The 25,196-nt window shown below is 42.7% G+C and carries 22 protein-coding genes and 1 pseudogene; 8 read left to right on the top strand and 15 right to left on the bottom strand.

The window, feature by feature from the left end:
• Positions 1-23: 23 nt before the first annotated feature.
• The gene (locus A3KS_RS0104895; protein WP_026393965.1) at positions 24-1,190 is read right to left on the bottom strand and encodes an ArsA family ATPase; all 1,167 of its coding nucleotides are present in this window, start codon (positions 1,188-1,190) and stop codon (positions 24-26) included.
• Between the two features lie 94 nt (positions 1,191-1,284).
• Complete coding sequence (locus A3KS_RS0104900) at positions 1,285-1,782, bottom strand: MarR family transcriptional regulator (protein WP_026393966.1); 498 nt, start codon at positions 1,780-1,782, stop codon at positions 1,285-1,287.
• Positions 1,783-2,076: 294 nt separating this feature from the next.
• On the opposite strand from A3KS_RS0104900, the gene A3KS_RS0104905 reads away from it, so the two are divergent.
• Complete coding sequence (locus A3KS_RS0104905; protein ID WP_026393967.1) at positions 2,077-2,904, top strand: metallophosphoesterase; 828 nt, start codon at positions 2,077-2,079, stop codon at positions 2,902-2,904.
• A 40-nt stretch (positions 2,905-2,944) separates the two neighbouring features.
• Here the strand turns inward: A3KS_RS0104905 and A3KS_RS0104910 are convergent, their stop codons facing one another.
• The 5 genes from A3KS_RS0104910 to A3KS_RS0104930 all read right to left on the bottom strand — a co-directional run bounded on the left by A3KS_RS0104910 (position 2,945) and on the right by A3KS_RS0104930 (position 8,700).
• On the bottom strand, positions 2,945-3,664 hold the full coding sequence (locus A3KS_RS0104910) for an SWIM zinc finger family protein (protein WP_026393968.1): 720 nt from the start codon (positions 3,662-3,664) through the stop codon (positions 2,945-2,947).
• Position 3,665: 1 nt separating this feature from the next.
• Complete coding sequence (locus A3KS_RS0104915; protein ID WP_026393969.1) at positions 3,666-6,323, bottom strand: DEAD/DEAH box helicase; 2,658 nt, start codon at positions 6,321-6,323, stop codon at positions 3,666-3,668.
• Between the two features lie 55 nt (positions 6,324-6,378).
• Positions 6,379-6,693 carry a hypothetical protein gene (locus A3KS_RS0104920; RefSeq protein WP_026393970.1) on the bottom strand — a complete coding sequence of 105 codons (315 nt, stop codon included), beginning with the start codon at positions 6,691-6,693 and terminating at the stop codon, positions 6,379-6,381.
• 92 nt (positions 6,694-6,785) lie between these two features.
• Complete coding sequence (locus A3KS_RS0104925) at positions 6,786-7,652, bottom strand: response regulator (RefSeq protein ID WP_026393971.1); 867 nt, start codon at positions 7,650-7,652, stop codon at positions 6,786-6,788.
• Positions 7,653-7,872: 220 nt separating this feature from the next.
• Positions 7,873-8,700, bottom strand: coding sequence for a DUF4391 domain-containing protein (locus A3KS_RS0104930; RefSeq protein ID WP_026393972.1), 828 nt, complete (start codon positions 8,698-8,700; stop codon positions 7,873-7,875).
• 303 nt (positions 8,701-9,003) lie between these two features.
• Between A3KS_RS0104930 and A3KS_RS0104935 the strand changes: the two genes are divergently transcribed.
• Positions 9,004-10,830: an HD domain-containing phosphohydrolase gene (locus A3KS_RS0104935; protein ID WP_026393973.1), complete on the top strand. Its 1,827-nt coding sequence runs from the start codon at positions 9,004-9,006 to the stop codon at positions 10,828-10,830.
• A 328-nt stretch (positions 10,831-11,158) separates the two neighbouring features.
• A complete protein-coding gene (locus A3KS_RS0104940; RefSeq protein ID WP_026393974.1) occupies positions 11,159-12,223 on the top strand; it encodes a GGDEF domain-containing protein in 1,065 nt (354 codons plus the stop codon).
• Between the two features lie 767 nt (positions 12,224-12,990).
• Here the strand turns inward: A3KS_RS0104940 and A3KS_RS0104945 are convergent.
• The 4 genes from A3KS_RS0104945 to A3KS_RS0104960 all read right to left on the bottom strand — a co-directional run bounded on the left by A3KS_RS0104945 (position 12,991) and on the right by A3KS_RS0104960 (position 17,505).
• Entirely contained in the window at positions 12,991-13,461 is a 471-nt protein-coding gene (locus tag A3KS_RS0104945) for a universal stress protein (protein ID WP_026393975.1), read from the bottom strand.
• Between the two features lie 206 nt (positions 13,462-13,667).
• On the bottom strand, positions 13,668-14,936 hold the full coding sequence (locus A3KS_RS0104950) for a hypothetical protein (protein ID WP_026393976.1): 1,269 nt from the start codon (positions 14,934-14,936) through the stop codon (positions 13,668-13,670).
• Between the two features lie 859 nt (positions 14,937-15,795).
• The gene (locus A3KS_RS0104955) at positions 15,796-16,428 is read right to left on the bottom strand and encodes a DUF47 domain-containing protein (protein ID WP_026393977.1); all 633 of its coding nucleotides are present in this window, start codon (positions 16,426-16,428) and stop codon (positions 15,796-15,798) included.
• 27 nt (positions 16,429-16,455) lie between these two features.
• Complete coding sequence (locus A3KS_RS0104960; RefSeq protein WP_026393978.1) at positions 16,456-17,505, bottom strand: inorganic phosphate transporter; 1,050 nt, start codon at positions 17,503-17,505, stop codon at positions 16,456-16,458.
• Between the two features lie 417 nt (positions 17,506-17,922).
• Here A3KS_RS0104960 and A3KS_RS22355 point away from each other — a divergent pair, with 417 nt between their 5' ends.
• On the top strand, positions 17,923-19,353 hold the full coding sequence (locus A3KS_RS22355; RefSeq protein WP_051355667.1) for a GBS Bsp-like repeat-containing protein: 1,431 nt from the start codon (positions 17,923-17,925) through the stop codon (positions 19,351-19,353).
• Positions 19,354-19,429: 76 nt separating this feature from the next.
• On the opposite strand, the gene A3KS_RS0104970 is transcribed toward A3KS_RS22355, so the two are convergent.
• Positions 19,430-19,633, bottom strand: coding sequence for a CsbD family protein (locus tag A3KS_RS0104970; protein WP_026393979.1), 204 nt, complete (start codon positions 19,631-19,633; stop codon positions 19,430-19,432).
• Positions 19,634-19,819: 186 nt separating this feature from the next.
• Here A3KS_RS0104970 and A3KS_RS0104975 point away from each other — a divergent pair, with 186 nt between their 5' ends.
• The 4 genes from A3KS_RS0104975 to A3KS_RS0104990 all read left to right on the top strand — a co-directional run bounded on the left by A3KS_RS0104975 (position 19,820) and on the right by A3KS_RS0104990 (position 23,045).
• The gene (locus tag A3KS_RS0104975) at positions 19,820-20,542 is read left to right on the top strand and encodes an ABC transporter ATP-binding protein (protein WP_026393980.1); all 723 of its coding nucleotides are present in this window, start codon (positions 19,820-19,822) and stop codon (positions 20,540-20,542) included.
• On the top strand, positions 20,539-21,279 hold the full coding sequence (locus A3KS_RS0104980) for an ABC transporter permease (RefSeq protein ID WP_026393981.1): 741 nt from the start codon (positions 20,539-20,541) through the stop codon (positions 21,277-21,279). Before A3KS_RS0104975 ends, A3KS_RS0104980 begins: the two co-directional genes overlap by 4 nt.
• A gap of 14 nt (positions 21,280-21,293) precedes the next feature.
• Positions 21,294-22,139: a MerR family transcriptional regulator gene (locus A3KS_RS0104985; protein WP_035355280.1), complete on the top strand. Its 846-nt coding sequence runs from the start codon at positions 21,294-21,296 to the stop codon at positions 22,137-22,139.
• An 87-nt stretch (positions 22,140-22,226) separates the two neighbouring features.
• Positions 22,227-23,045, top strand: coding sequence for an EcsC family protein (locus A3KS_RS0104990; RefSeq protein ID WP_026393983.1), 819 nt, complete (start codon positions 22,227-22,229; stop codon positions 23,043-23,045).
• 179 nt (positions 23,046-23,224) lie between these two features.
• On the opposite strand, the gene A3KS_RS0104995 is transcribed toward A3KS_RS0104990, so the two are convergent.
• The 3 genes and pseudogenes from A3KS_RS0104995 to A3KS_RS23725 all read right to left on the bottom strand — a co-directional run.
• Positions 23,225-24,202: a uroporphyrinogen decarboxylase family protein gene (locus A3KS_RS0104995; protein ID WP_026393984.1), complete on the bottom strand. Its 978-nt coding sequence runs from the start codon at positions 24,200-24,202 to the stop codon at positions 23,225-23,227.
• A 42-nt stretch (positions 24,203-24,244) separates the two neighbouring features.
• Entirely contained in the window at positions 24,245-24,871 is a 627-nt protein-coding gene (locus A3KS_RS0105000; protein ID WP_026393985.1) for a corrinoid protein, read from the bottom strand.
• A gap of 124 nt (positions 24,872-24,995) precedes the next feature.
• A pseudogene (locus tag A3KS_RS23725) lies at positions 24,996-25,196 on the bottom strand (methyltetrahydrofolate cobalamin methyltransferase); the annotation flags it as partial.

The following is a 25,196-nucleotide window of genomic DNA, read 5'->3' on the forward strand; positions in this document are numbered from 1 at the left end:
AGTCACGCTGTATTTTTATATTACTATTGAAACGCAATGACCAGGGTATTCTGATCAAATTTTGCCGAGGTGACGACCATCCCTCTGAGAGTATTGGGCATTGGAATATTACGCTTATAATTGCCGATTTTGACAATCACATCCGATCCGGATAGATTAACCGCCACCTCATCCTTGGTAATATTCGGTAAAAAAAGTTTTAAGTCATAGCCGGTTTCGGTCTGCTCATATTTCTCTCCTTCGATATCCGCCTTGATCTCAAATAAATCAGTTTTTTCGGCGAAGACATCGTCACAGATCCGATTGATGGCATCCAATCCCAGTAAATCGGTATCGTACCAGGGAATATAATATTTGGGAATCTTGTCAAAGCAGGCTTCGATTTCGGCGATATATTTTTTCTGAATGGTGATCCATTCAGAAAAAAAGGGGTTACCGATTTCACAGGGCAGGATCCGGTTGATAAAAATGCCGTCGACATTGTAGTTGTAGAGTTTCATATACATGTAATTCCGTTTGGTTTCTTCCACCACCATTTTCTCGGGAATGGTCACCAGCCGCACTGAGGACACTTCTTTGTTTTTAAGGAGTTCCTGGAGTTCAATCAGTTTGATATAGAGGGTTTCAATATCACTCATCGCATGGCGGTCGGGCAATTGAATCTTAAATAATGATTTTGAAACCGGCGACAGAATTCGCACTGCCACCTTTCCAATCGGGAAAAACTTATCCATGTACCAGCACATCAGCTCGGGGAATTTAAGCAGCGACAGGGTTTCTCCCGTCGGGGCACAGTCCACAATAATCCGTTCGTAGTCACTGCTGTTATACAATTCCTGAATTTTAAGCAATGCGAAGAGTTCATCCATCCCTGGCATCATCGTGAATTCATCCATTTCAGCGCCTTCCGGATTAATGGAGCCAATCATGTTGCTAAAAGCCCGCATCAAATTTTTAAAATCTTTTTCCATCACATAATTGGGATCAATTTCCAGGGCGTAGAGATGATCGGCTACTGCAACCTCTTCTTTTCCGATTGAAACATTAAACAAATCCCCTAGATTATGCGCCATATCCGTACTGACAATTAAGGTTTTTATACCTTCCTGCGATGATTTAAGGGCATGGGCAGCTGCCACGCTGGTTTTGCCCACCCCGCCTTTGCCGGTAAATATCAGTATTCTCTTCATTTTATTTCCTCCTGCTTTAATTTATAATTCTCTTGTCGAATAGTTCGTCTTTCGAAGTATATGCTCTAAAATATGCTGCCCGGGGGCAGCGGTTTTATTCAATTATGATCTTTCTGATTTTTGGTTCGCTTGATTTGGCCTCAGTTTTGCTGGCATCGTTGCTGAGAGTGTCCATGACCTTATCTACCAGCTTGAAGATCAGTTTAACTTCCTCGGTCGTAAAGCTGTCCATCATCAGCTGTCCGTAACGGATCATCTCGTTAAGGATGTCCCGGATCGCTGCTCTGCCGCCTTCGGTGAGTTTGATGGTGACCACCCGTTTGTCTTCTGAGCTTCTTTCCCGAATTAAAAAGTCCCGCTTTTCCATCCGCGCAACTATACCGGTGGCCGTGTTCAGGGGCACGCTCAAGTAGTCGGCAATCTGGGTCATGTTCACATCACTTCGGCGATATAAGAGCAACAGCACGAACACTTCATTCTTCGAACAATTGAAAAGTTCATTTCCCCAGATCTCCGGGGACAACAAATATTTTATTTTGTCGATGTATTCAAAAATCATTGTTTCAAGATTGCCGTTAAAGTCATTATCCATTGTTTTTCCTTATCCTCTATATGCTAAGTACTTCGCCATTCGAATTAATTTAATTCTACACCCGAAGTATTTCTTTGTCAACCGTTTTTAATTTGTTTTCAAATTTTTTAACACTTCACTATTTCTAGTCGGATCAACCTGACTACTATCAATGTCTGCAACCAGAAAGCATTCCATTTTTAAAGAGCCCTTAAAGTTTTAAGGTTATAATGCCAACTAGGCGATTTCAAAATTGATCGTCACACCCGGTCGTTTCAAAATTACCCCATTATATCAATAACCGAAGGAGTGCCCATGAAATTAGGTAAATTTTTGCTGCTCACGACCTTCACTTTAGCCACAATTTTGGTGGGCAGTTATCTTTATGCCCGATATATTGAACCCAATCTGTTAATGGTAAATCGTGAAAAACTTGAAAGCAGCAATCTTCAAACCCCACTAAAAATTGTCTTTTTTGGCGATACCCACTTGGGCGAATTTAATGACAATGACCAACTTGATCGCATTGTCACCAAAATAAATGCCGAAAAGCCCGATCTGGTTATCTTTACCGGAGACCTGATTGGTTCCACCGGCGATTTCACCGTCAATCCCGAAGCGATTGCCCAGAGTCTGGCCAAGATCCAGACGACCTATGGTAAGGTTGCGGTTATGGGCAATCATGAATATGCTTTATTGGATGAGTACAATTATACCGATTTGATGAACGCCGGTGGCTTTACAGTTCTCGTTGACGACTGGCTGGACATTTCTGAACTCAACGTCCGGCTTCTTGGTCTGGATGATGTTTACCGGGGAAACCCGGATGCCAACCTGACTGATGAGGCACTTGATGGCAGCTATAATATTCTGATCACGCATGAGCCAGATATTGTTGATAAAATGGCTAGCGATCAGGTCCAGCTGGTTTTAGCTGGCCATACTCATGGCGGGCAAATTTCGCTACCTTATTTAACCGAAAAAATTCTGCCAACCAACGGAAAAAAATATGTCAAAGGCCTCTATACCATTGGTAGCGCCGGGCAAACCAAGCTGTTTGTCACCAAAGGTACCGGAATGACCAAACTGCCCTTTCGCTTTATGAACATTCCCGAGATCGTCGCTATTGAAGTCAGTCCTTAGATTTTTTACATATCACCGTGATGCTGTGTCTCCTTGATCGTCACACCCCGAACAGATCAAACACCTGATCGTCCCCGATGACCCGGGGACTTTTTTTGTCGGCATTTTTTAACATACTGTCCATCTTCTCTTCGATCGATTTCTTTATCAATTCAGCAACCGGCATCTTCCGCAGCGAAAACAGCAACATCGGGTTCTGATCCAGCCGCGCCCCCGCGCCATACAAAACCGCTGCCACATGTTTGCACAGCCGGGCACTGTCCGGGCAGCTGCAATGAAAGTGGATTTCTTCAGGTGCGGGAAACAAGCCTTCCTGTCGGGTTGTAAAGAGACGCTCCAATTCTTTGGGAAACTTGCCCGAAACCAGCTGTTCCAGGGATTCAATCCGACGGTTGCACAGGGCGGTGATCTGCTTCCAGGTTTTTTCATCCAGCGGATCAATCCCAATTTCAACCTGATAGGGTTTGGCCGTACTGCCCTGAACCAGCGCATGGATAGTAACACTGTCAATTTTTAAATGTAGCACCGCCCCTTGCCGAACATAGCTGCGTCCCCGACCAATGCGATTGCTGTAATCAGCATAGCTTTCGAGGTTCTTGTTCCAAGCCTTGCCCCACCAGGTTTTGGCGATGGTGGGGCCTTCAATGTCCACTGGCTCAATCTCCGGCATGGTCCGTTTAAGCTGCTCCAGCGATTTTCGGGCTTTTTCTTTTTTTTGTGCTACGGATACGTGGACATAATCATAATCGTAAAAACTCATCTCAGATCCCACCTAAACTTAATAATTTCAGTAGCTGTTCGTTGTCCAGTTCCGTGATCCAGCCCTCACCGGAAGCCTGAATAATATCTCCCGCCAATTGACTTTTTTCTTCAATCATTGCGTCGATTTTTTCTTCAATCGTGCCGGTGGTTATAAATTTATGAACCATCACGTCTTTGGTCTGACCAATACGAAAGGCCCGGTCAGTCGCCTGATTTTCTACCGCCGGGTTCCACCAGCGGTCAAAATGGATGACATTATTAGCGCCAGTCAAATTCAGGCCTACCCCACCGGCTTTGAGGGATAATACCATAAAGGGGATATAAGCTTCACCATTAAAGGCTTCCACCAGTTCAGTTCGTTTGGTCACCGGGGTACCGCCGTGGAGCACCAACCCCGGGCGATGAAAGATCTCTTCCAAAAATTGCGCCAGCGGTTCCGTCAGTTCTTTAAATTGGGTAAACACCAGCACCCGTTCCCGCTTTTCGTAAATGGTTTCACAGATGGTCTCCAGCATTTCAAACTTACCACTGTGGTCCCGCTTGTAAAAATCCTGACCCAGATACTGATCAGGGTGATTGCAGATTTGCTTGAGCTTGATGAGACTGGACAACACCAGACCTTTGCGGGCGATACCCTCGCTCTCGGTCAGCTTCTTTGCCAGTTCCTTGACCAGATTCTGGTAGAGCACCGTCTGCTTTTTGGAAAGCACCGGATATTCTTTGATCTCGATCTTATCCGGCAGATCCGAAATAATCGCAGCATCGGTTTTTAAGCGGCGCAGGATAAAAGGATTTACCAAATTTCTTATTTTGGTATAGCCGGTGGGATCTTTTTTTAATCCTTTTGTGAACCCGGTAAATTCTTTAGCACTTCCCAGCAGCCCGCCATCCAGAAAATCAAACAGTGACCATAAATCCGACAGATGATTTTCAATTGGGGTGCCGGTCATGGCAATCCGGGTTTTGGCTTTGAGTGCCTTGATGGTTTTAGTTCGCTTGGTGCCCGGATTTTTAATAGCCTGAGCCTCATCCAGAATGATCAGATCCCAGCGAATTTGTTGCAGCTCCGACACCCGCACCGCCATCCCGTAGGTGGTGATGGTTAAGAAGACCGGATCCGCTAAAAAAGCCCCCGGATCTTTTGCTGCCGCCATCCCATGCAGGACACAGACTGGCATTTCCGGGGCAAATTGGGCAATTTCCTTTTCCCAGTTACCAATCAGGGATGCTGGCAAAATCAACAATACCCGATCACCCTGATGACAGCGCAGATATTCCAGCAACGCAATGATCTGGACAGTTTTACCCAACCCCATGTCATCGGCCAGGCAGGCCCCCAACCGCAGATCGACCATGTATTTCAGCCAGTCATAACCGGTTTGCTGGTAAGGTCGCAACACTCCTTGAAAACTCGGTTCCGGCTGCTGCCCGCCCAGGGTTTGAGGATTGACCATGGTTTCTTTCACTTGACGGAGCCAGTCCCCGGTTGACACCTGGACGTCCAACTCTGCTGTCGAGATTCCCAGCAGTTCTCCCGAACCGAGTTCCAACCGCATCGCCTGGGCCAGGGTCAGCTCTTGCCGATCCGCCAGGGCTTCAGCTTTTGACAAAGCCATCAGAGCCGCTTGCAATTGGTCATGATTGATTTCCACCCATTTACCTTTGATCAGGGCCAGGCCCTGAGTTTCTGCCAGAAGTCCCTGAATTTCAGCTTTGGAAATGGTGGAATCCCCAAATAAGAGGTTTGGCCTAAATGACAAAATGGCATCCATTCCCACCTTTGCCGGTTCTTTTTCGCCGACAGTCAGGTTGAGCCGGAGCTGATTGGTTTTCCTGCGCCACCAGTTGGGGATCCGGCACATGATCCCGGCTTCTTCATAAAGAGGAATTTCGGTTAAGAAAACAGTGGCATCCCGGGCGGTTAGTTTAAGCGGCGAAAACAGCTCCCCGCTTTCCATCAGATCCGAAATAAACCCACTGACATCAGCTGCACGGCTGACAGTGGATAGTAATTGAATGAGCTTTTCAGGCTGATTCTGATATTCCCGCAGGGCGTTTTTCAGCGGGGTATGCACGGCTTTTCTGCCGTCCTCGGGTTTGGTGGCATAAGTGGCCAGAAAAGCAAAGGGATAACGTTCATCTTCACTATTCTCGACCAGATGAAAAAAGATCCGTCCAGCTACATTGATCCCGGCATGGTGTTCAGTTAAAAACGCCGCCACCGTACCCGGATAGGCTTTAATCGCTTCCCCATAGACATCAGTGAGGCGCTCCCAGATGCCCAGAATCCAGTCATCAGTGACGTGACCCATGCCGTTGCCAAAGGGCGTTATTTTACGAATTTCTTCAATTTCATCCGGGGTCAGAGTGAGATCAGCATTTTCTCTCGAAAACTCCAAATCAGGCTGTTCGGCGATCTTTTGAACAAATTCCGCGCTGATCTGATGGAGAAAAGTCATCGTCGGCGAAAGAAAATCCAGATTACTGAGAAATCCAAAATAAAACAAGGTCTGATCCTTATTGGCTCTGAATTGGGCTTGCCAGGCCTGCTCAAACTGCCTTTTATCTTCGGTAAACCCTTTTTTTGCCACCGCTTCATAATCCAGAATAAAGTCATCCCTGGTAAAGCTGGCAATTAATTCAATATACTCTGTCATTATCGTTTTCCTTTTTATTTCGCCCCTGGCGCATGACGTTTTTCAAATTCTATGCTTATTTCTTTTGAGCATGAAGATGTCTGCGGATCTGTTCAACGATCTGCTCAATGGTGTAATATTCTACCTCGATCACGTTGAGGGTTGTTTCATAACCATTCTCATCGATAATTTGGGGCGTAAAAACCAATCTGATTTTATTACCCTCTTCATCATTCCAGTCGGCAGTGGTCATTTCGTATTTTAAACTTCTGAAATACAATTCTATCTGCTTCTCATTCCAAGGCAGATAAAAGCCTTCACGGTTCAGTAAAGCATTGATGTCTCTGACTTTTTTTCCGATTCCTTTGATGTTTTTTATTCGTTTTAGCATCGCTACTCCTGCTTTTATTATTCTTTTTTTAGATCAACTTAAATCGATGACACCGCAATGGATCATTATCAGCGGTACGGAAGTGGAACCGCTTAACAATCAGCCGGTTCCACACACGCTGGCGTAAACTTGAGTTTAATAGTTTTTGTATTCCTCGCTTCTAGCGCTTCTAGCAGATCGGCCGGGGTTTCCCCATCAATCGGGTAGGTTGAGTAGGTCTGGTTAATGACGTACTTTTGCATTTCAGGATCGCTTAATTTGAATTCTTCATATTTTCTGATAATTTTATCGCTGATGATTTTAGAGTTTTCCTGGTTGCAAAAGGGAAAAAATCCCAAATGACTGTGATAGCCATGTTGAATGTATAAATCCGAATCCCAAAAGAGCGATTTAATCTCCCGATAAACAGCTTTGGCATGTTTATAAAACTCATTGCTGGCTTCGACGGCCTGGCTATTTAATTGGAAACTGATCTTTAACAGGGTAAAACTGTAATTGCCCTTTTTGGCTTTATAAATTTCATGCTCAAGATAATTTTTGAGACTGAATTTCAAGACGGTGAATTCTGTCAGGCTTTCAACATTGATGTGTTTTAACAGTTTCTCTTTCAAATAGTTATCTTCAAATGGTTTTAAAATATAATCCGCCGTTCCTTCTCGTAAATACCTGGTAATGATATCTTTTCTGCTTTCGGAGGTGACCACTACCACCGGTATTGTATCGCTTCTATTTTTAACCAGCTGGATCAGACTGATGCCGTCAAAACTCCGATCCGTATCGATTTCGATATCGGTCACAATGAGATTGATCTGATTTTTATTTTGTTCCATTATGCCAAGCAGATCCCGTCGGGATGACGCTTCGTAGATTGTAACATCCTGATCGGCTAAGATTTTTCTGATGCGTTCTTTAACCACACTATTGGAATCAACAAGAACCACTACTGGTAAACTTTCCATATTCTTTGCCTCCCCACTTCGCCTGTCACCCAACGTCAAATCGGGTTTTATTTTATTATATCTTTTCCGCTTCCATCCGACAACTTAAAAAAGCATTAAGAGATCGAGGATATTCACGAGGTAGCCGTAATCAATTACGACTATCAGCTGTTATTTTCTCGCCAACCGGAAACGTCCAAATAAAAAACACTCTCAACGAGTGTTTTTTATAACATTTATTTCATATCAAAGAATAATTAAATTGATTTCCACTCCCATCCTGCATCTTCATATATACATTGGGAAAAAAGGATCGTACTGTTTCTGCTGTTTCCGCTTGCACCTGGACAATTTCTGGTTGATTGATTTCAATATGAGTCGTCTGGGATCGCTTTATTTGTTGAAGTTCTTCTTTAGCGTTTTTTATATCCGTAGCCAGCTTAACCTGTTTACCAAACTGACTTTCTTTTCCCATCTGGATTTCCAGGTTTTTGATTGTCGCTTCAAGTTTTTCCAAATGTTCGGCTTTTCCAGATTGCTCAACTTTTTCGACGTGTTCATCGGTTTGTTTTTGGTTTCTGTTAATCCGGGCTGGAAAGGGTTTTCCGGCAATCTGCATAAAAAAGTTATCATAGACCTGATCCAGATCCCCACCTTCGATCTTGAGAGTTAAATCGTCGGCAATCATCCAGTTGGTCTGGTAATAATTTTGGCAATTGAACAGACCCGTTTGGGGGTTGATCGACTGATGATCACAGCACCAGAGCTGTCCCCATTCTTCATATCGGACAATAAAGATCGCATATTGATCAATCTCGCGGTTGACAATTTCAAGAATGTTAGAGCTGATGGCCTGTCGGTTTAAAACAATCTCGACAATTGCGATTTCGGCGACATGGTTCCCAGTTGGGACGGTTGTCGATTCTGAGGATAGTGTGTTGATCCAGATAATGCTTCCGATCTCATCGATGAATGTCTTTTTAGCTGTACAGTCGTCATTTAAATATTTATAAAACAGTTCTTTGGGCATTCGCTTGTAGACGTTGGTGGTTTCTGGTAAGTCAATCATGGCATCTCCTTTTCAAAATTCAAGTTTGCTGATTACTAGCGGGCAGTGGTTTCACTATCTATGTAATCGACTAACATTGAAAAATACTTAGGTATTTTTGTTGTTCCACCGAATTAATGCCCCTGAAATAATTCATCCATATTTTCATCTAAACTTAAGGCCTGATAATCCTATTATCTTGACACTTTTCCAGATTTCGCAAAATCGTTAGCAACGCTTTGTTTTTTTGTTTGAATTCCTTGTGATTAAGTTTTAAATTTATTGGTATAAAGGTAATCAAGACTTTTATTGGAGGCTAAAGCTATGAAAAAACTGCGCATAATATTCATCATCCTCATCCCCGGTCTTTTTTGTTATCTATTCTCACCTGTAGTTTTTTCCCAATCCCATGATCTTGGGATCTACACCAAGGAGATCCTGATTCTTCAATCTTATCAACGGGATTATTACCACACCCGGGTTCTGGAAGAAGGTATTGAAGCTGTTTTAGCGAACTCTGGCGAAAAGGTCCGCATCCGCTATGAATTCCTTGATGCCAAAAACAGTCTCGATTTTAACGCCTTTCAGACACTAGCCGAGACCCTGACCCCAAAATATAAGGAGGTTTCCCTGGATGGACTGATTATCTGTGATGACGATGCCCTGCAATTCTACAATCGCTTTGGCAAAACTATTTGGCCAAATACCGTTAATGTTGTCAGCACTGGCATCAATTCGCTGCGACCCTACAGTGAGGGGATCCCGGGAATGGTCATAATCGAAGAACGGCCTGATGTGGAAAAAAATATTGCTGTAGCTTTAGAACAAAATCAAACCAAAGATATTAAAACACTGCATTTTATTTATGACGAAACTACCACCAGCAATGAAATGCGGTCTGATATCATCGCAATGCTTGCCGACAAATACCCGAACTATCAAAGTCAGCACTATTATGATAAAACCCCGGACGATCTCAAAACGATCATTGATTCCAGCGGGAGCAGTGATCTATTTTTCTACGTGTTGTATTCCCGAGACAAGAACAATATTACTTATCACTATGACGAGGTCCCCCAGTACATTTTAAAAAACGCCCAAAACCCGGTGTATGCCCTATGGGATTTTTATCTTGGCACCGGGGTAGTTGGCGGTTATGTGGCTTCTTCCTATAAGTATGGCGAAAGTGCCGCCAATACCCTGCTTGATCTTTGGGCGGGACAATCTGTATCATCTCTCATCTATGAAGATGGCTCCCACTATCAGTATATGTTTGACTATGATGTACTGAAGACCTACCAACTGAGCAATGTTCCGGAAGGCTCTATAATCATCAATGAACCGGTCACATACTTTGAAAAGAATAAAAATCTGATTATCCTATTCTCGGTAATCACCGGGGTTCTGGTGATGATTATCGGTCTCCTCCTTTATGCCATTCGCGAGAAAAACAGCCTTAATCAAAAAACCATTGAAATTGCTGATTTGAATCAGGAGATTGTCGATACTCAAAAGGTCCTGATTACAAAATTAGGCGCCGTCATTGAAACCCGCTCCTTCGAAACCGCTAATCATGTTAAACGAGTAGCCCGGGTATCTTCATTTCTGGCCCAGGAATACGGACTTTCCGAAAGAGATGTGGCCATCCTCACGGCCGTTTCACCGATGCATGATGTCGGAAAAATCGGTATCGGAGAAAATATCCTTCACAAGCCGGGACGGCTCTCAGAACAGGAGTTTGAGATTATGAAATATCACACCAGCATCGGTTATGAAATTCTGAAAAATCCCGAGCGGGAAATGCTGCGATACGCATCACTGGTAGCCCTGGAACATCATGAAAAATGGGGCGGTGGTGGCTATCCCAGCGGCAAATCCGGGGAAGACATCCACGTTTTCGCCCGAATTACCGCCATCGCAGATGTATATGATGCCCTGCGCAGCATCCGGGTTTATAAAGACGCCTGGTCCCAGGCGGATGCAGTCTCTTATTTAATTGAAGAAAGCGGGAAATTTTTTGAACCCAAGCTGGTAAATATTTTTGTGTCCAATATTGAGCAAATTGAAACGATTCGTGGTGCGACGTATGAGGATGAACTCAACGATTTCAGCCAGATGTATCACTATTTGAAAGAACAAATGGATGAATAGATACATTAACAAGGATTGGTTTCCTTAGCAACTGTTATTCGCTGAGGAAATTATCTTCAGAAATTTAATTAAATCATTTAAGGTTAATTAGACTTATTCTGAATCTTGTACAATTATAATTACCTTAAAATAAAAATAACCATAATTTAGTGGTTATTTTTTTATTTTCAGAGATATCTTGTTCAATCATCTTGAAATATTAACCTGTTAAATGTTACAATGTGAGCCATATCATTATCGTAAAAAACGTTATTCTATATTACAAAATTGTCCAAATAGGGTTAAGTTAACACAGACCGCTTATTTGTTGTTGAAGGAGATGGGTATTTTGCATTCTAAAAAGAACTGGTACAGCCATATAATTGCATATTTATGGATTGCTATTGGAGTTTCATCCTTGGTGACACTGATCAATCTGTTCTTTTCCAGTCTGGCTCCCCAGATCTTTCTACTGGAACGCTTTTTGCTGCCCTTTATTCTCGAGATCATCATTCTCTTGATTTTAAAAGTGCTGATCCGGTCAAATGCCGTAGCCATTCCTTATTATATTGTGATCGGAACTCAGGCCATCGTCACTATTTTATTCATGGTTCATTATCCCGTTTTCTATGTCATGCTACCGCTTTTTTTGATGCCGGTCCTGATTTCGATTTTCTTTCTTAATCTCAGACTGATAGACTTTGCCTTTTGTCTGACGCTAATCGTATTTATTGGTATGAGGCTCTTATTTTTCCCCTTGTCAGTCATGTCGGTGATCGAATTAACAACTTTTTTAGCGATTCTGGTGAGCGCTTATTTCTTATCCCGGGAATTGACAAAGCGTTTTTCCGTGGTTTATACCGATATGGTTATCTCGGTGGAAAAAGAAAAAGAACTCTTATATCGAAACATCTACATGGAAAAACTGACAAAGATGGATTTAGCCACCAATTTATACAACCATAAAACCTTTCACGAGTATCTGGATGAGCTGGTTACCCAATGTCGCAAGCAGCCTTTCAACCTTTCGCTGGGATTGATGGATTTGGATCTCTTTAAAGGAATTAATGATCGCCAAGGCCATGGCAATGGCGATATGGTTATTTCCACCGCCGCCGCCATTATTCTGGATAACCTGGAAGCTAATGATTTTGCCGCTCGTTACGGTGGTGAAGAGTTTGCTGTTATATTTACTGAAAAATCTCCGGAAGCCTGTCTTGAAATTTTGGAAAAAATTCGTTTGAATCTTGAAACCGCAGTTTTTGATACCATGCCCGATGAGGTTGTTACTATGAGTATCGGTTTTACACCCTTCACACCGGAGATGAGTAAAACCGACTTGTTCGAAGCGGCTGATATCAGTTTGTATACTGCCAAAAAAAATGGCCGCAACCAGATTCAATGCGCATCTTGAATTCACGATCATCACAATTGCAAAACCGGTCCCATCGACTACTTAACCGACAAGAAGTTAAGCTTACCAGAAACGGCTGTTTCTGGTTTTTTTATTCAGCGTTCATTTCTAACCAGAAGGATAAATACGCACAAAAAAAGACTAATGCCGATTCCACGCTTTTACCTGTAGAACCGGCCTAGTCCAAAATCTCTGTTGTCATCCGTTTGGATTCCTCCTATGATTTTTTTATCAAAGCTCTTTTCTCACTTTTCAATGTAAATGTTCCCAACTTTTTTTGTTTTTACTTTTAAGATTTGATTTGTTTTATACTCACAGGATCATTATTTACTGGATTCTTTACTCGATACTTTTGATTTAAGAACTTTTTCTCGTTTCCAATTTTTAATTGGACATGGTTTTCAGAAACCGTGAGAACTTTTCTTTTTTCATTCATACTTTTCTTTTATCGTTCATTTAATTCTTTGTGAGGTTACCCTTTTATCTTAATTTCATTATAATTTGATTTTACTCAAATTTCTTTGGCCTTTAATTGACTGATTTAATCTGCTTCAATTTTTTTAGGTTGATCTCGATTATTTCGTTCATCTTATTGGCAAGTTGGTTCTTATTTACTTTTAAATGATCACTGATCTTTGATTAATTGTATTATAACACCTTTTGGGAATAAGTAAATAGATTTTTTGTAAACGTTTGTATAAAAATTGTATAGTGCTCTCAACCGCTTTGTAAAGGCCTTAGTACGGCTGTTTGCTAATTTCTGAAGCTTACTTAAGATCCTCATGAATTGATAGCACCGGACATGGTGCTTCGGCAATCACCCGCTGGGTTACCGATCCCGTGAAAAAACGTTTTATTTTTGACATCCCTCGATTCCCCATTACGATTAAATCAAAACCTTCTTTTTTAGCCAGATCTAAAATTTCAATCGATGGTTCTCCCGTTATTACCATTTTTTCGAGATCGATCCCTGAAAAGTCAAATGTTGACGCAGCAGCATCCAGCAACTCTGCCGCTCGCTCTTCCAGTTTTGACACCACCTCATGCTCCACCCCGACCGATATGATGGAACCATCCACCTGGTGCCAGAAATTCTGATTTCGTTCGTAACCCCAATGGTTCTCCTCAACAACCATCAGTAAGGTTATTGAAAAATTGTATTCTTTTGCAATCTCGATGGCTTTTCTAAGGGCATTGATGGATGCCTTGGACCCATCGATGGGTACCAGTAATTTCATCGTCATTTCCTCCATTTTCAGCTAAATATTATCCATTATTAATTGGCTGTACTCGTCTTTTTCAATACCTCTCAGCTACTAATTCTTATACCCTTTTTAATCAGACTTAAACGTTCTTGATCTGGTGCTTCACCTATATAAAAAGCGATATGATCCTGATAATCATACCGCTTTGTTGAATGAATGCTTATTCTATTTTTATAAACTTATTCGAAGATCTTAATCTTTAACTCATCGGCACTGGCTGGATCCAGATGATCAATGATATTTAAATTTTCCAACGCAATTTTTCTGGTAAACAAATACCGGACGCGTTCTTCAAATGCTGCCGGAAAGGCTTCCGCCAGGCTGAGATCCCGGGCAATAGCCCGGCTTCGGCCCTTGCCGTTGTTGTAACAAAGCACCCATTTATCCTGGGTAATGCTCAGTACATCGGCTGTACTAGTTGGGCCGGGAGTGAGATAGGCGACCATCGCCTGTTTTGCTTTTTCGGTCGTATCACCACAACCAACAGTCAGAAAAACACACTCTGGATTATCACCCAAAGCATCAACAAAAGCTTCTTTAGTGCCTTCTAAAAGTTGCTGCAACTCTGGCCCAATCTGGTCATTTGCTTCAAAACAGCCCAGACTTTTTCGGACCTTTAAAATATCAAAACACTCCGCTTTTAAATCCGCAACCAGTTTACCGCCATCCGCAAAGAGAAACTGAGCATAATTATAAAAGTCGCCAGTTATCCCTGATCCGAATTCATAGGCGACAACCTGTTGTTTTTTTTCGTCATATTTACAACCGAATCGTCTTCGATGCTGCTCGCCTTTTGCGGTAGCCTTGGTTTTCAAACCATTGGCTTCGATATAATAACCCTTATTCTTTTTGTTGTTGTAAAGATTTTTACGATAACCGGATTTATACGCCTGCCAGGAATACTTGCATTCGATCAATACCATGCGGTGTTTTCCATCGTATTTTTCTTTAGAAATGGCAACCATGTCCATCCGGCCTAGCGGACTTGACTCAGGCGAGTAGTTCAAATCTACGCAGTACCAATCCGAATCCACGCTGGCGTTGTTATTGCAGGCAATGATTCCCTGGTATTTCTGTCCCAGCGGTCCAGCTTTTGCTTCAATGGGGGCACTTTCAACCAGGGCATTTTCCACATTTTCTTTAAGCTCCGGATAGGATTCAACAAACGCCTGTATAAATTCTGGGTCGAATGGAAAGATCATCATATCAGCTTTCTGGGTAAATTTCAGGCCACAAAAAGCAGTTCGATCAATAAAGAATTTGCTGATTTTAACATGACACTGCTCTTCGGCGTAGACCAGCTCCATCATATTTTTTCCCCAGTAGTAAATGATGATGCTTTCATCACGAATGCCTAAAAATAATTCTTTGTTTTCAATGACCCTATTTTTTAAAAAAGCTTCCACTTCAGGAACTTTTAAAAGATTATCTACACTTCCTCTTGACAAATAAATTTCCTCCGATATTTTTTAGAATGACATAATTGCATTGAATGGTCCATGAGTTTTCAACAATGATTCAATGCTGTCTCGACGGATTATAAATTTTACAATTAACTTTTATTATAACTTTTATTTTTATCGGTAGCAACCATTATTAACAAAAACCTTCATATTTTACTATATTTTATTAATCAAAAAAGACTAAGGCCGATTTTACATTTTCATCTGTAAAACCGGCCTAGTCTAAAATCTCTGTTGTCATCCGTTTGGACTCCTTCTATTGATTTTATCAAAAATCTTCTTTTTCACTTTTCTTCATAAACATCGCCAACTTTTTGGAATCATCTTACTCTTTAGATCGGATTTTTTCTCATTACAATCTTTCAGAAATCTTATCGTCATCATCTTCACCGAATGGTTTTTCCTGATCCCCAATGATCTTTGACTATCTCTGTATGAGTTGTTTGATTTTTTTCCGTTCGTCATTTCGGAGCAATCTGTTTTCTCATTCAAATTTTTCCCACTGCCTTTAAAACGAATCAATTTGCCATTAGTCAATTATTTACGTTAACCCTGGTAATTTTTAATTTTATTGGTGAGTCGTGCGCATGTTTACTTTTCAATGATCGTAATCATTTTCTTCAGAAATAGATTAAGCTGATTTTTGATTCAATTATAGTATATCACTTTATTCGCATAAGTAAATAGATAAAGTGTAAATGTTTGTATATCTTTTATATACGCCAGTGACAGCTTTGTAAACCAAGTCACGGATTTGTTCAAAAAACCACCGTTTTGAATGATCTCAACAAAACGGCGGTACCTTTTCGATAGCTGCTATTTACCTTTCCAAATCCTGTCGGGTTTAAGAATTTTTTAGGATAATACTGGAAATAATATCTGCTGCATCCTCAAAAGAGTCACAACTTTCTTCGAAATAATCGTAAATACGGATAAGGGCAATGGTTTCGATGTGATCCCGTTTGTCCACAAAAAGTTGCTTCACAGACTGAACATACAGGTCATCCCCTTCGTTCTCCAGCCGATTAATAGCGATGATGGCTTCATTTAAAGCTTTTGGTTTTTTAAAGGATTTTAATTCCTTAACGGCTTCATGCAGACAGGTCGCACTTCTTTCGATCAAATCCATGAATTTTATCATTTCTGGGGTAATCTTTTCAATCTGGAACATGTCAATGTACTTCAGAATATCTTCAATCAGATCGATGATGGTATCCAGAGCACAGGCCAGATTAATGATATCTTCCCGTTCGATCGGGGGCAGAAAATCACTGTACATAAATTCCATCATTTCATACTTGAGATTATCTGCTGTTCGTTCCACTTCATGGAGTTTGACCAGCTTCTTCTCTAAACTTTTAAGATCGTAATCCTGCAGGGTTTCGTTGAGCATATGGGATGCTTTAACGATCAAATTAGAAACAGCGATAAATTCTTTGTAATAGTTATACCCTTTTGTTTTAACTTTTTTTGACATAGTGTCTCCCTTTTTAGATATTTTTATTTAGAATATTTGCATAAAAACCCAGGCCATGATAAATCCGACCAGGCCGCAACCAGGGAATGTAAGTACCCAGGCTAAAATCATTTCACCAACCGTTGACCAGTTAACAGAGGAAAATCGTTTGGCTGCACCAACTCCCATGATCGCAGTTGTTTTGGTATGAGTTGTACTGACCGGCAGTCCAAATACTGATGAAATCATCAGACAAATTGCAGCCGCCAGATCTGCGCTGAAGCCCTGGAATGATTCCAGCTTGACCATGTCCATACCAACGGTTTTGATAATCTTCATACCACCAATGGATGTTCCCAGCGCCATCACCAGTGAGCAGAGTATCATCATCCAAACCGGGATAACAAAATTCGTAGCATCACTATTTCCCTGGGCCAGAAAAATCCCCAGCATGAAAATCCCCATGAACTTTTGTCCGTCCTGAGCACCATGCATAAAGGCCATAGCCGCACCCGCACCAATCTGACCTTTTTTAAAAAAGGCATTGGTCTGTTGCCGTGACATCCGCTTACAGATCTGCATGACAATTCTAACAACCAGAAAACCCAGTCCGAAACCTAAAAGTGTTGATGTTCCTAAGCCGTAAACAACTTTTATCCAGGCCTGTCCGTTAATCCCACTGATGCCACCCTGAAGGGCAATGGCAGCGCCGGAGATGCCCGCGATTAAAGCATGGCTTTCACTGGTTGGAATTCCGAAATACCAGGCGGCAGTCGCCCAGAGAACAATGGCGAAAAGGGCCGCACACAGCGCAATCAGGGCATCATCTGAGCCACTGAAATTAACCATGTTTGCCACGGTTTGCGCCACCGTCGCATTGACGGCCGTCATAACGAAAACACCGAGGAAATTGAAGATGGCAGCCATTACAATTGCTTTTCTGGGTTCCATCGATCGTGTGGACACACAGGTGGCAATGGCATTTGGCGCGTCAGTCCATCCGTTTACCAAAATTACCCCAAGAGTTAAGACTACAATGATGAGCAGCGCTGGATTGCCGGCGATGCTGCTGATAAAATCCGATAAAGTGATTGTCATTTTGTTAAGAATACCCCGTTTCTCTCTACACACTCAAAATTTTTCATTTGAATGTCATACTTTACTGTTTTTTTGCCGTACTCATTCTACACCATAAGTTCCCTAAATAGAACTCTTTTAACAAAAATTTAACATATTTTTAATGTGGCACTCCTTTAAAAACATTTTTTATTTATATTCTAATACAAAATGGTGATTAGCAATAGATTTTTATGTGACTGTTTTCTGATTTTTGTATTTTTTTTAAAGAAATCAAGTAAAGCATTGCAAATTTTTTAATAAGGGTGTAAAATTTAAGTAACGAATTGTATCTGAAAAAACTATTTCAATAGAATTTTAAACCAATTATTCTTTACACACTGAAATCTATACGAGTTTTCTCATAAAACCAAACCAATATACGGGAGGATCAATGAAGTGAAGTTTTATCGCGGGATGTTTATTTGTTTTATTTTGATTCTGGCCCTGGGAATTTACCCGACTGCTGCGCTGGCCGAAGAGAATAGCGACGGGGGTACGATAGTGACTGCCATCGATGCCCAACCATTTGTGGAAACAAGGGAAATGCTTCCTGGTGATGTTGCCACCGACCCCGGTTGGCCTGATGAAGCGTATCAAAATGATACGATGAACACTACAGCCGTTTTCTCACCAAGACTCACCGCCCCCACCTCAGACAATGATTATTATTTTGCAAAAAACATTTTTTATCTGGCTGGTTATGGCATGCCTAACTGCACCGCCTATGCCTGGGGACGAGCCTACGAAATTCTCGGCAGCAAGCCCAATTTAAGCAACGGTAACGCCAATGAATTTTGGGGTTACAATCTGAACAGCGGTGCCTATTCCTATGGCACTACCCCTAAGGTTGGCGCGATTCTCTGCTGGGACGGCAGTTCCTGTGGCCACGTTGCGGTGGTCGAAAAAATTGAAGGTAACAAGGTCACAGTATCCGAGTCTTCCTGGAGTGGTTCTTACTTTTATACCACCACTTTCACTGCCGGTTCGGAAAACTCAGTGTCTGTAGGCGGTTTCCAGGGATATATCTATCTCAATGACTTCGATCCTGAGCCCCCCCGGGACACAACCCCACCTACCCTTTCCAATGCCCAGATTACCGATATTACTGATGACGGCTTTACCATAACCTGCCAAGTATCCGATGCGGATTCTGGTGTTGCTTCGGTTCTTTTTCCCACTTGGACTGAGGCCAACGGTCAGGACGATCTAATCTGGCATCGGGCAACCATAAATGGCAACACCGCGTCCTACCGGGTTTCATACAGCCAACACAATAATGAACTGGGAACTTATTCGGTTCATCTTTACGCCTATGACAGCGCCGGGAATGTGGCCTGTTCAGCTTTGAGCGTATCAGCCCAGAAGAGCATTACCTGTTCCTATCAAACCCATGTCCAGGATTACGGCTGGCAGCGCTGGAAAATGAACGGTGAGCTTAGTGGTACCTCTGGAGAATCCAAACGTTTGGAAGCCATTGAAATTCAAGTCGACAACAAGGGCTATGACTTGGGTATCGAATACCGCACCCATATCCAGAATATCGGCTGGCAGGAGTGGAAACATGACGGCGAAATCAGTGGCACCTCCAATCAGGGACTTCGTCTCGAAGCCATTGAAATCCGTTTGACTGGTGCCGATGCCACCCGCTATGATGTGTACTATCGGGTTCATGCCGAAAACATCGGCTGGCTCGACTGGGCTAAAAGTGGCGGTAGCTCTGGCACCGAAGGTTTCGGCTACCGACTGGAAGCAATCGAAGTAATGGTTGTTCCGGCCGGCTCCCCCGCACCCGGATCTACCATCCGAGCTTTTCAAAGCAATAACTAACTCAGAAAAAACAAAAGCACCTCAACGTGAGGTGCTTTTGTTTTTTCTAAAAAATATATAATTTTAATCGATTCTCTTATTTCTTGAACTTTTCCTTCAAATCTTCAATCGCTTTTTCAGCGGCTTCTTTGGTCATCCCATACTTTTCCTGAAGTTTATCCCCCAGCACTTTTGCATTTCCTTTGACCGCATCCAGATCCTCCGTTGTAAGTTTCTCCCATTTTGTCTGAACATCATCTTTCATCTGTTCCCACTTTTCTTCAAATGTGTCTTTATTCATTTCTTCCTCCTTTAAAAATGTAGCCTTCTGTTTTTTTACTTACCCAAATTAAAGCAAGCTAAACCGATGTAATGACAAATTTAATCTCGTATCATTCTTCTGAAAAATCTAACATTTTGCCCTTGACTCTCCCCGTGGAGGAGGATTTATACTTCAATTAGGAACAAGAAATGATTGGAGGAAGAAATGGAAAACAGTATTGAAGTAAAAAATCTAACCAAGTCTTATGGCAGCCGGTTGGCAGTGAGCAATTTAAACTTCGCCGTTAAAAAAGGTGAAGTTTTTGGTCTCCTGGGACCCAACGGGGCTGGGAAATCAACTACGATTGACTGTATCCTGGGGCTGAAGCCATTTGAAAACGGATCGGTTCGGGTTCTGGGCATGGATCCGACCCGGGAAAGAAAACGACTTTTTGAGCGGGTCGGGGTGCAACTGCAATCCTCCAGCTATCAGGGTAATATCCGGGTTGGTGAAGTCTGCGAAGAAATCGCCGCCCTTTACCAATCACCAGCAGATTACCATGACTTATTGTCTCAGTTTAAGCTGGATCAATACCTCAAACAGCCGGTAGCAAAACTCTCTGGTGGTGAAAAGCAAAAGCTGTCGGTACTGCTGGCACTGATCCCTCAGCCTGAGGTACTCTTCCTGGATGAACTGACAACCGGGCTGGACACCGAAGCCCGACGGGAAGTCTGGCACGTTTTAACTGCCCTGAAAGAGAAGGGGCTGACGCTCTTTCTCACCTCTCATTATATGGATGAGGTAGAGGTGCTTTGTGACCGGATCTGCATCATTAGCCAGGGACATGCATTAGTAACCGACACCGTACCGAAGCTGATTCAGAAAAGCCCCTATAAACGACTGGAAGAAGCCTATCTCTGGGTTATGAAGGAGGAAATCGCGGTATGAAAAAATTTTTAACCTTATTGAAAATCGAAGGCAAGTTGTCGCTACGCTGCGTCGATAGCATCTTTTTCGGAGTCTGTATGCCGGTGGGCATAGTGATCTTAATTGGCCTGATTGCCGGACAAAATCCGGCCAGTAACGATGTTGGCTATACCCTAATCCAAAGCTCCTTTGGCGCTCTGGTCACCGTGGGAATCTGTGCCACTGCTTTTATGGGCATCCCCCTGACCATTGCAGATTATCGGGACAAAAAAATTCTGAAGCATTTTTTTGTGACACCAGTAAGTCCGACTATGCTATTATGGATACATGCCGTCATTAACATGCTGCTGTCGATGGTTTCGGCGCTGCTGATTTACGCCGTTGCTAAGGTATTCTTCGGCTATGAAATGATTGGCTCAAAACTTATGTTTATCGGTTCGTATCTACTGGTCATGGTATCCATGTACAGTTTGGGACTGCTAATTGCCAGCCTGTGCCGAACGGTCAAAACCGCCAACGTGGTCTGTAGTATTGTTTACTTCCCGATGTTATTTTTATCTGGAGCCACGATTCCCTTTGAGATCTTTCCCCAACAACTTCAGGTCGTGGCCAGCTTGCTACCCCTAACCCAGGGCATCAAGCTTCTGAAATCTACGAGTTTGGGGCTGGAAACCAGTCTATTGATTCCCCTGATTGTTCTGGTGGGATCGCTGATCATTGGAATTATTCTCTCAATGCGCTTCTTCCGCTGGGAATAAGAAAGGAACCTATTATGAACGAAATCGATCCATGTGAACGAATTGAAACAGTCTATTATAAGATCGGCTTGTTTTCGAAAATGAATCGTGTCACCATCAAAACGCTGCGGCACTATGACGAAATCGGGCTGCTGGCACCAGCTTTTATTGAACAAGTCACTGGATACCGGTATTATACATCCGAACAGCTCCCCATCCTACACCAGATTCTGGCACTCCGGGAAATGGGCTTCACCCTGGAAGAAATTAAACAGGTCCAGGGCGGCGTCCCGGAACAAGAATTGCTTCAGAAAAAAAGGCTGGAGATTATGAAAAAAATCGCCGCGGAAACCCTGCGCCTGGCCCAGGTGGAATCCTATCTGGCCAAAAATGATGCGTCAGCAGGAGAATACCATGTGATTCTCAAGGAACTCCCCCAGGTGATTGTCGCCTCGATGCGAACGATAATTCCTGGATATGACGCCTTGTTTCAGGTGATCCCCCCCATGGGTGCTGAAATGGAACGGCTGGGCTGTGTCTGTGCAGTTCCGGAATACTGCTTTAATATCTATCATGATGGCGAATACCGGGAAAGCGATGTTGATGTGGAAATCTGCGAGGCGGTCACTGAAAAGAAAGCCGATTCGGCGATGCTGACATTCAAGGTTATCGACCGCGTCGAGAATGCCGCCTGTGTTCTTCACAAAGGACCCTATGAGCGCTTCCCCAATGCCTACAATGCAGTTCTTAAATGGGTGGAGAACAATGGCTACGAGATCATTGACAATCCCCGGGAGTCGTACATCGATGGTCTCTGGAACAAGGATTCTGCTGAGGACTGGTTGACCGAAATCCAGTTTCCAGTCAGAAAAACCGATTGATTATTTCCACAGCGTTTATTAAAGAAAATGTGATAGAATGTTGGGACAAGATAGCTTTTATAAAATCAACCGATTGGAGTTGCAAAAATGAAAAAAGACCTTATCCTATCAAAACAGTTGGCCATTCTTGAAAAACAGGAACAAAAGTTTTTAAATCATACCGACAGTGAATTTATCAAGTCAAACTTTACCCCTGTGGTCGATAAAATCCAGGCTAAAATACCGGATAAATTGCAATCAACTCTGGATGCGGCCTTCTATGTCGGTTTTCATTTAGTCTTTGAAAAAGGAAGTTCACTGATCGAAAAAACATACAATAAAGAAAAAATTGACGTGGCCTATGATTTGAATAATTACGCCATTGAAAAATACATGACCAAAAAACACCTGAAAACGCTGGATAAATCGTCAAAACATTCCAAAACCATCAATGAATCCATTGCCGCCATAGAAGGCGGCGTTCTGGGTTTATTGGGGATCGGACTGCCGGACATCCCTCTGTTTCTTGGCGTTATCGTCAAAACCATTCATGAAATCGCTTTGTCTTACGGCTTTCAATATGCCTCAGACGAGGAAAAAGCCTATCTACTTTATTTGATCTGCACCGCCATGTCCAAAGAAGACCAGCGCAAAGCCTATGATCAGAAAATTGAGCGCTTAGGTCAGGAGATCGACACCCATGCCCCAACCACCATTGATTTGGATGCTATTATGAAGGAGACCTCTGACCTGCTCTCCAATACCCTGCTGACTGCCAAATTTATCCAGGGACTACCCCTTGTCGGCGTCATCGGTGGGGTGATTAATCCTGTGATGATTAATAAAATCGGCAAGTACGCCCGGATCAAATATAAGAAGCGCTATTTGCTCGGCAAAATAAATTCAATCCCCGGAACCCAATCCTGACTATTTAATAAAATTCATAATCCCGGCTAAAATTAGCATTCAACGCCATTAAGCATGGGTTCAAAAAGACCGGTCCCGACAAAAACCCATAGGGTTCTGCCGGGACCGGTCTTTTATGTCATCATTCTTGGAGCGTAAATAATTTAGATGTTAATTTGTTTTACTTTGGTAAGTTGATCTTAAAACATTTCTTTGCTTAATCGATCAATGACCGCGGTTGTTTCTTCATAGACACCGGGGAATGAACTGAAATTCAAGCCTTGAGTCAGGTTCGGAATGAAATGTAATTTCCCGCATTCTTTACAGGCTTTTTCAGTATATTCAGCAACGATTTCTGGTGTCCAGTCGGGGAAATCAACGACGCCGCTATCGATAGCACCCATGAATGTCATTTGTTGGCCATACTTTTCAATCAGTTCTGGCACGTTATTGGTTGTCATAACGCCCTGCCAGATATCAATACCCATCTCAATCATAAACGGAACCAGGTTAACCCCATAGGAATCACTGTGGTGAACAATCAGTTCAACACCATTTTCTTTATAGAAACCGTAGATTTTTTTATAGGCCGGTAAAAAGAATTCTGCAAACATTTCTGGCGATACAAAAGAAGAACGTTGACTACCCCAGTCATCATGATGGAAAATACAATCCGGATGAATGCGGTTGATCAATTCTTTGGCATAAGCCAGTTCATAGTCAACCAGATAGTCGATCAGGTCATGCATGTCTTCCGGTTCTTCATAAAGAGCCATTAGCGCATCCTCCATACTCATCAGATGATGCGTCATTTCGAAAACACCGGGAGCAACAAAAGCAGTAACAAATTCTTCGTTACGATCAACCGCATTAGCGTGGGCAACGGCAGCAGCCCAGGCTTCGTCTGATGTGGCGACAGCGGGTGCTTTAACCTGATTTTTCCAGTCGGTGATATCTTTTAGTACCTTATGTTCATCATCATGCACTGGGAATCCACCTAATTGATCAGCTGGCCAGCTAAAAGTAATACCCCAGCCATTTTTAATTGTCTGGCCTGGTCCGGCCATTTCTCCCAGAGGTGCTTCCATGATTAAATTCATAAATTCATATTGATTTACAAAACGATCCGGGTTACCACCCTTGATGGTTTCCATTAAATTCTGTCTTTTTGTTAACATTCACGATCTCCTTAAAATTTAGATATTTGCGAAATTATTTTATTACGCTACTAATTCTTTGGCTTTTACAGCGGCACTACCTGCGTCTGGCGCAAATCCATCTGCGCCGATTTCTGCTGCGTATTCTGGAGTTACAGGGGCGCCACCAACAATAACTTTAACATCCAGTCCACTGGCTTTAATGGTTTGAACAGCTTCTTTAAGGGCTGGCATCGTTGTGGTTAACAGCCCGGAACAGGCCACTAAGGTGACATTTTCGTTTTCTTTGACAGCCTCCACAAATCGTTCAGCGGGTACATCGACGCCCAGATCAACCATGGTGAATCCGGCACTTTCGATCATCATTGAGACCAGGTTTTTGCCAATATCATGTAAATCGCCGGCAACCGTTCCGATAATACAGGTGCCTAAAGATGCCGAAGTGTCTCCGGCCATCAGCGGACGTAAAACGTCAACGCCTTTTGACATCGCTTTGGCAGCGATCAGCATTTCGGGAACAAAGATTTCTCCGGAAGAGAATTTTTCGCCAACCACACTCATGGAGTCGACCATAGCTTGCAGGATTTCACCTGGCGCGTTACCTTCGTCTAACGCTTCCTGAACTAATCCGGGGATCAGTTTTGTTTTACCAATTTCTACTTTTGCTTTAACTTCTTCAATTTTTGACATGTCTTTTCTCCTGTTCACTATTTATTTTTTTTATTTTCAACATCTGGCAACTGGCTGTGTGTGCCGATTAACAGAATAGGTTGTACAATTTAATGATGGTTCTATTTAAAAACTCCTGACTGGACTATTTCTTCTGACCGAAAATCCCTTCCCGGTAAGCGCCAATATATTCCATACAGTAGTCGTCTTCGCCCAACAACGCTTCAGTGGCAAAGATGATGCCCATCAGATCACCGTTGGTGGGGTCGAGAATGGCACTGTCCAGACCGGCATTCATCGCCAGGACGGTAAAGCCCATGTTGACCATTTTTCGGGCCGGCAGGTT

The organism is Acetobacterium malicum subsp. dehalogenans DSM 11527 (assembly GCF_000472665.1).
Taxonomy (GTDB): Bacteria; Bacillota; Clostridia; order Eubacteriales; family Eubacteriaceae; genus Acetobacterium; species Acetobacterium malicum.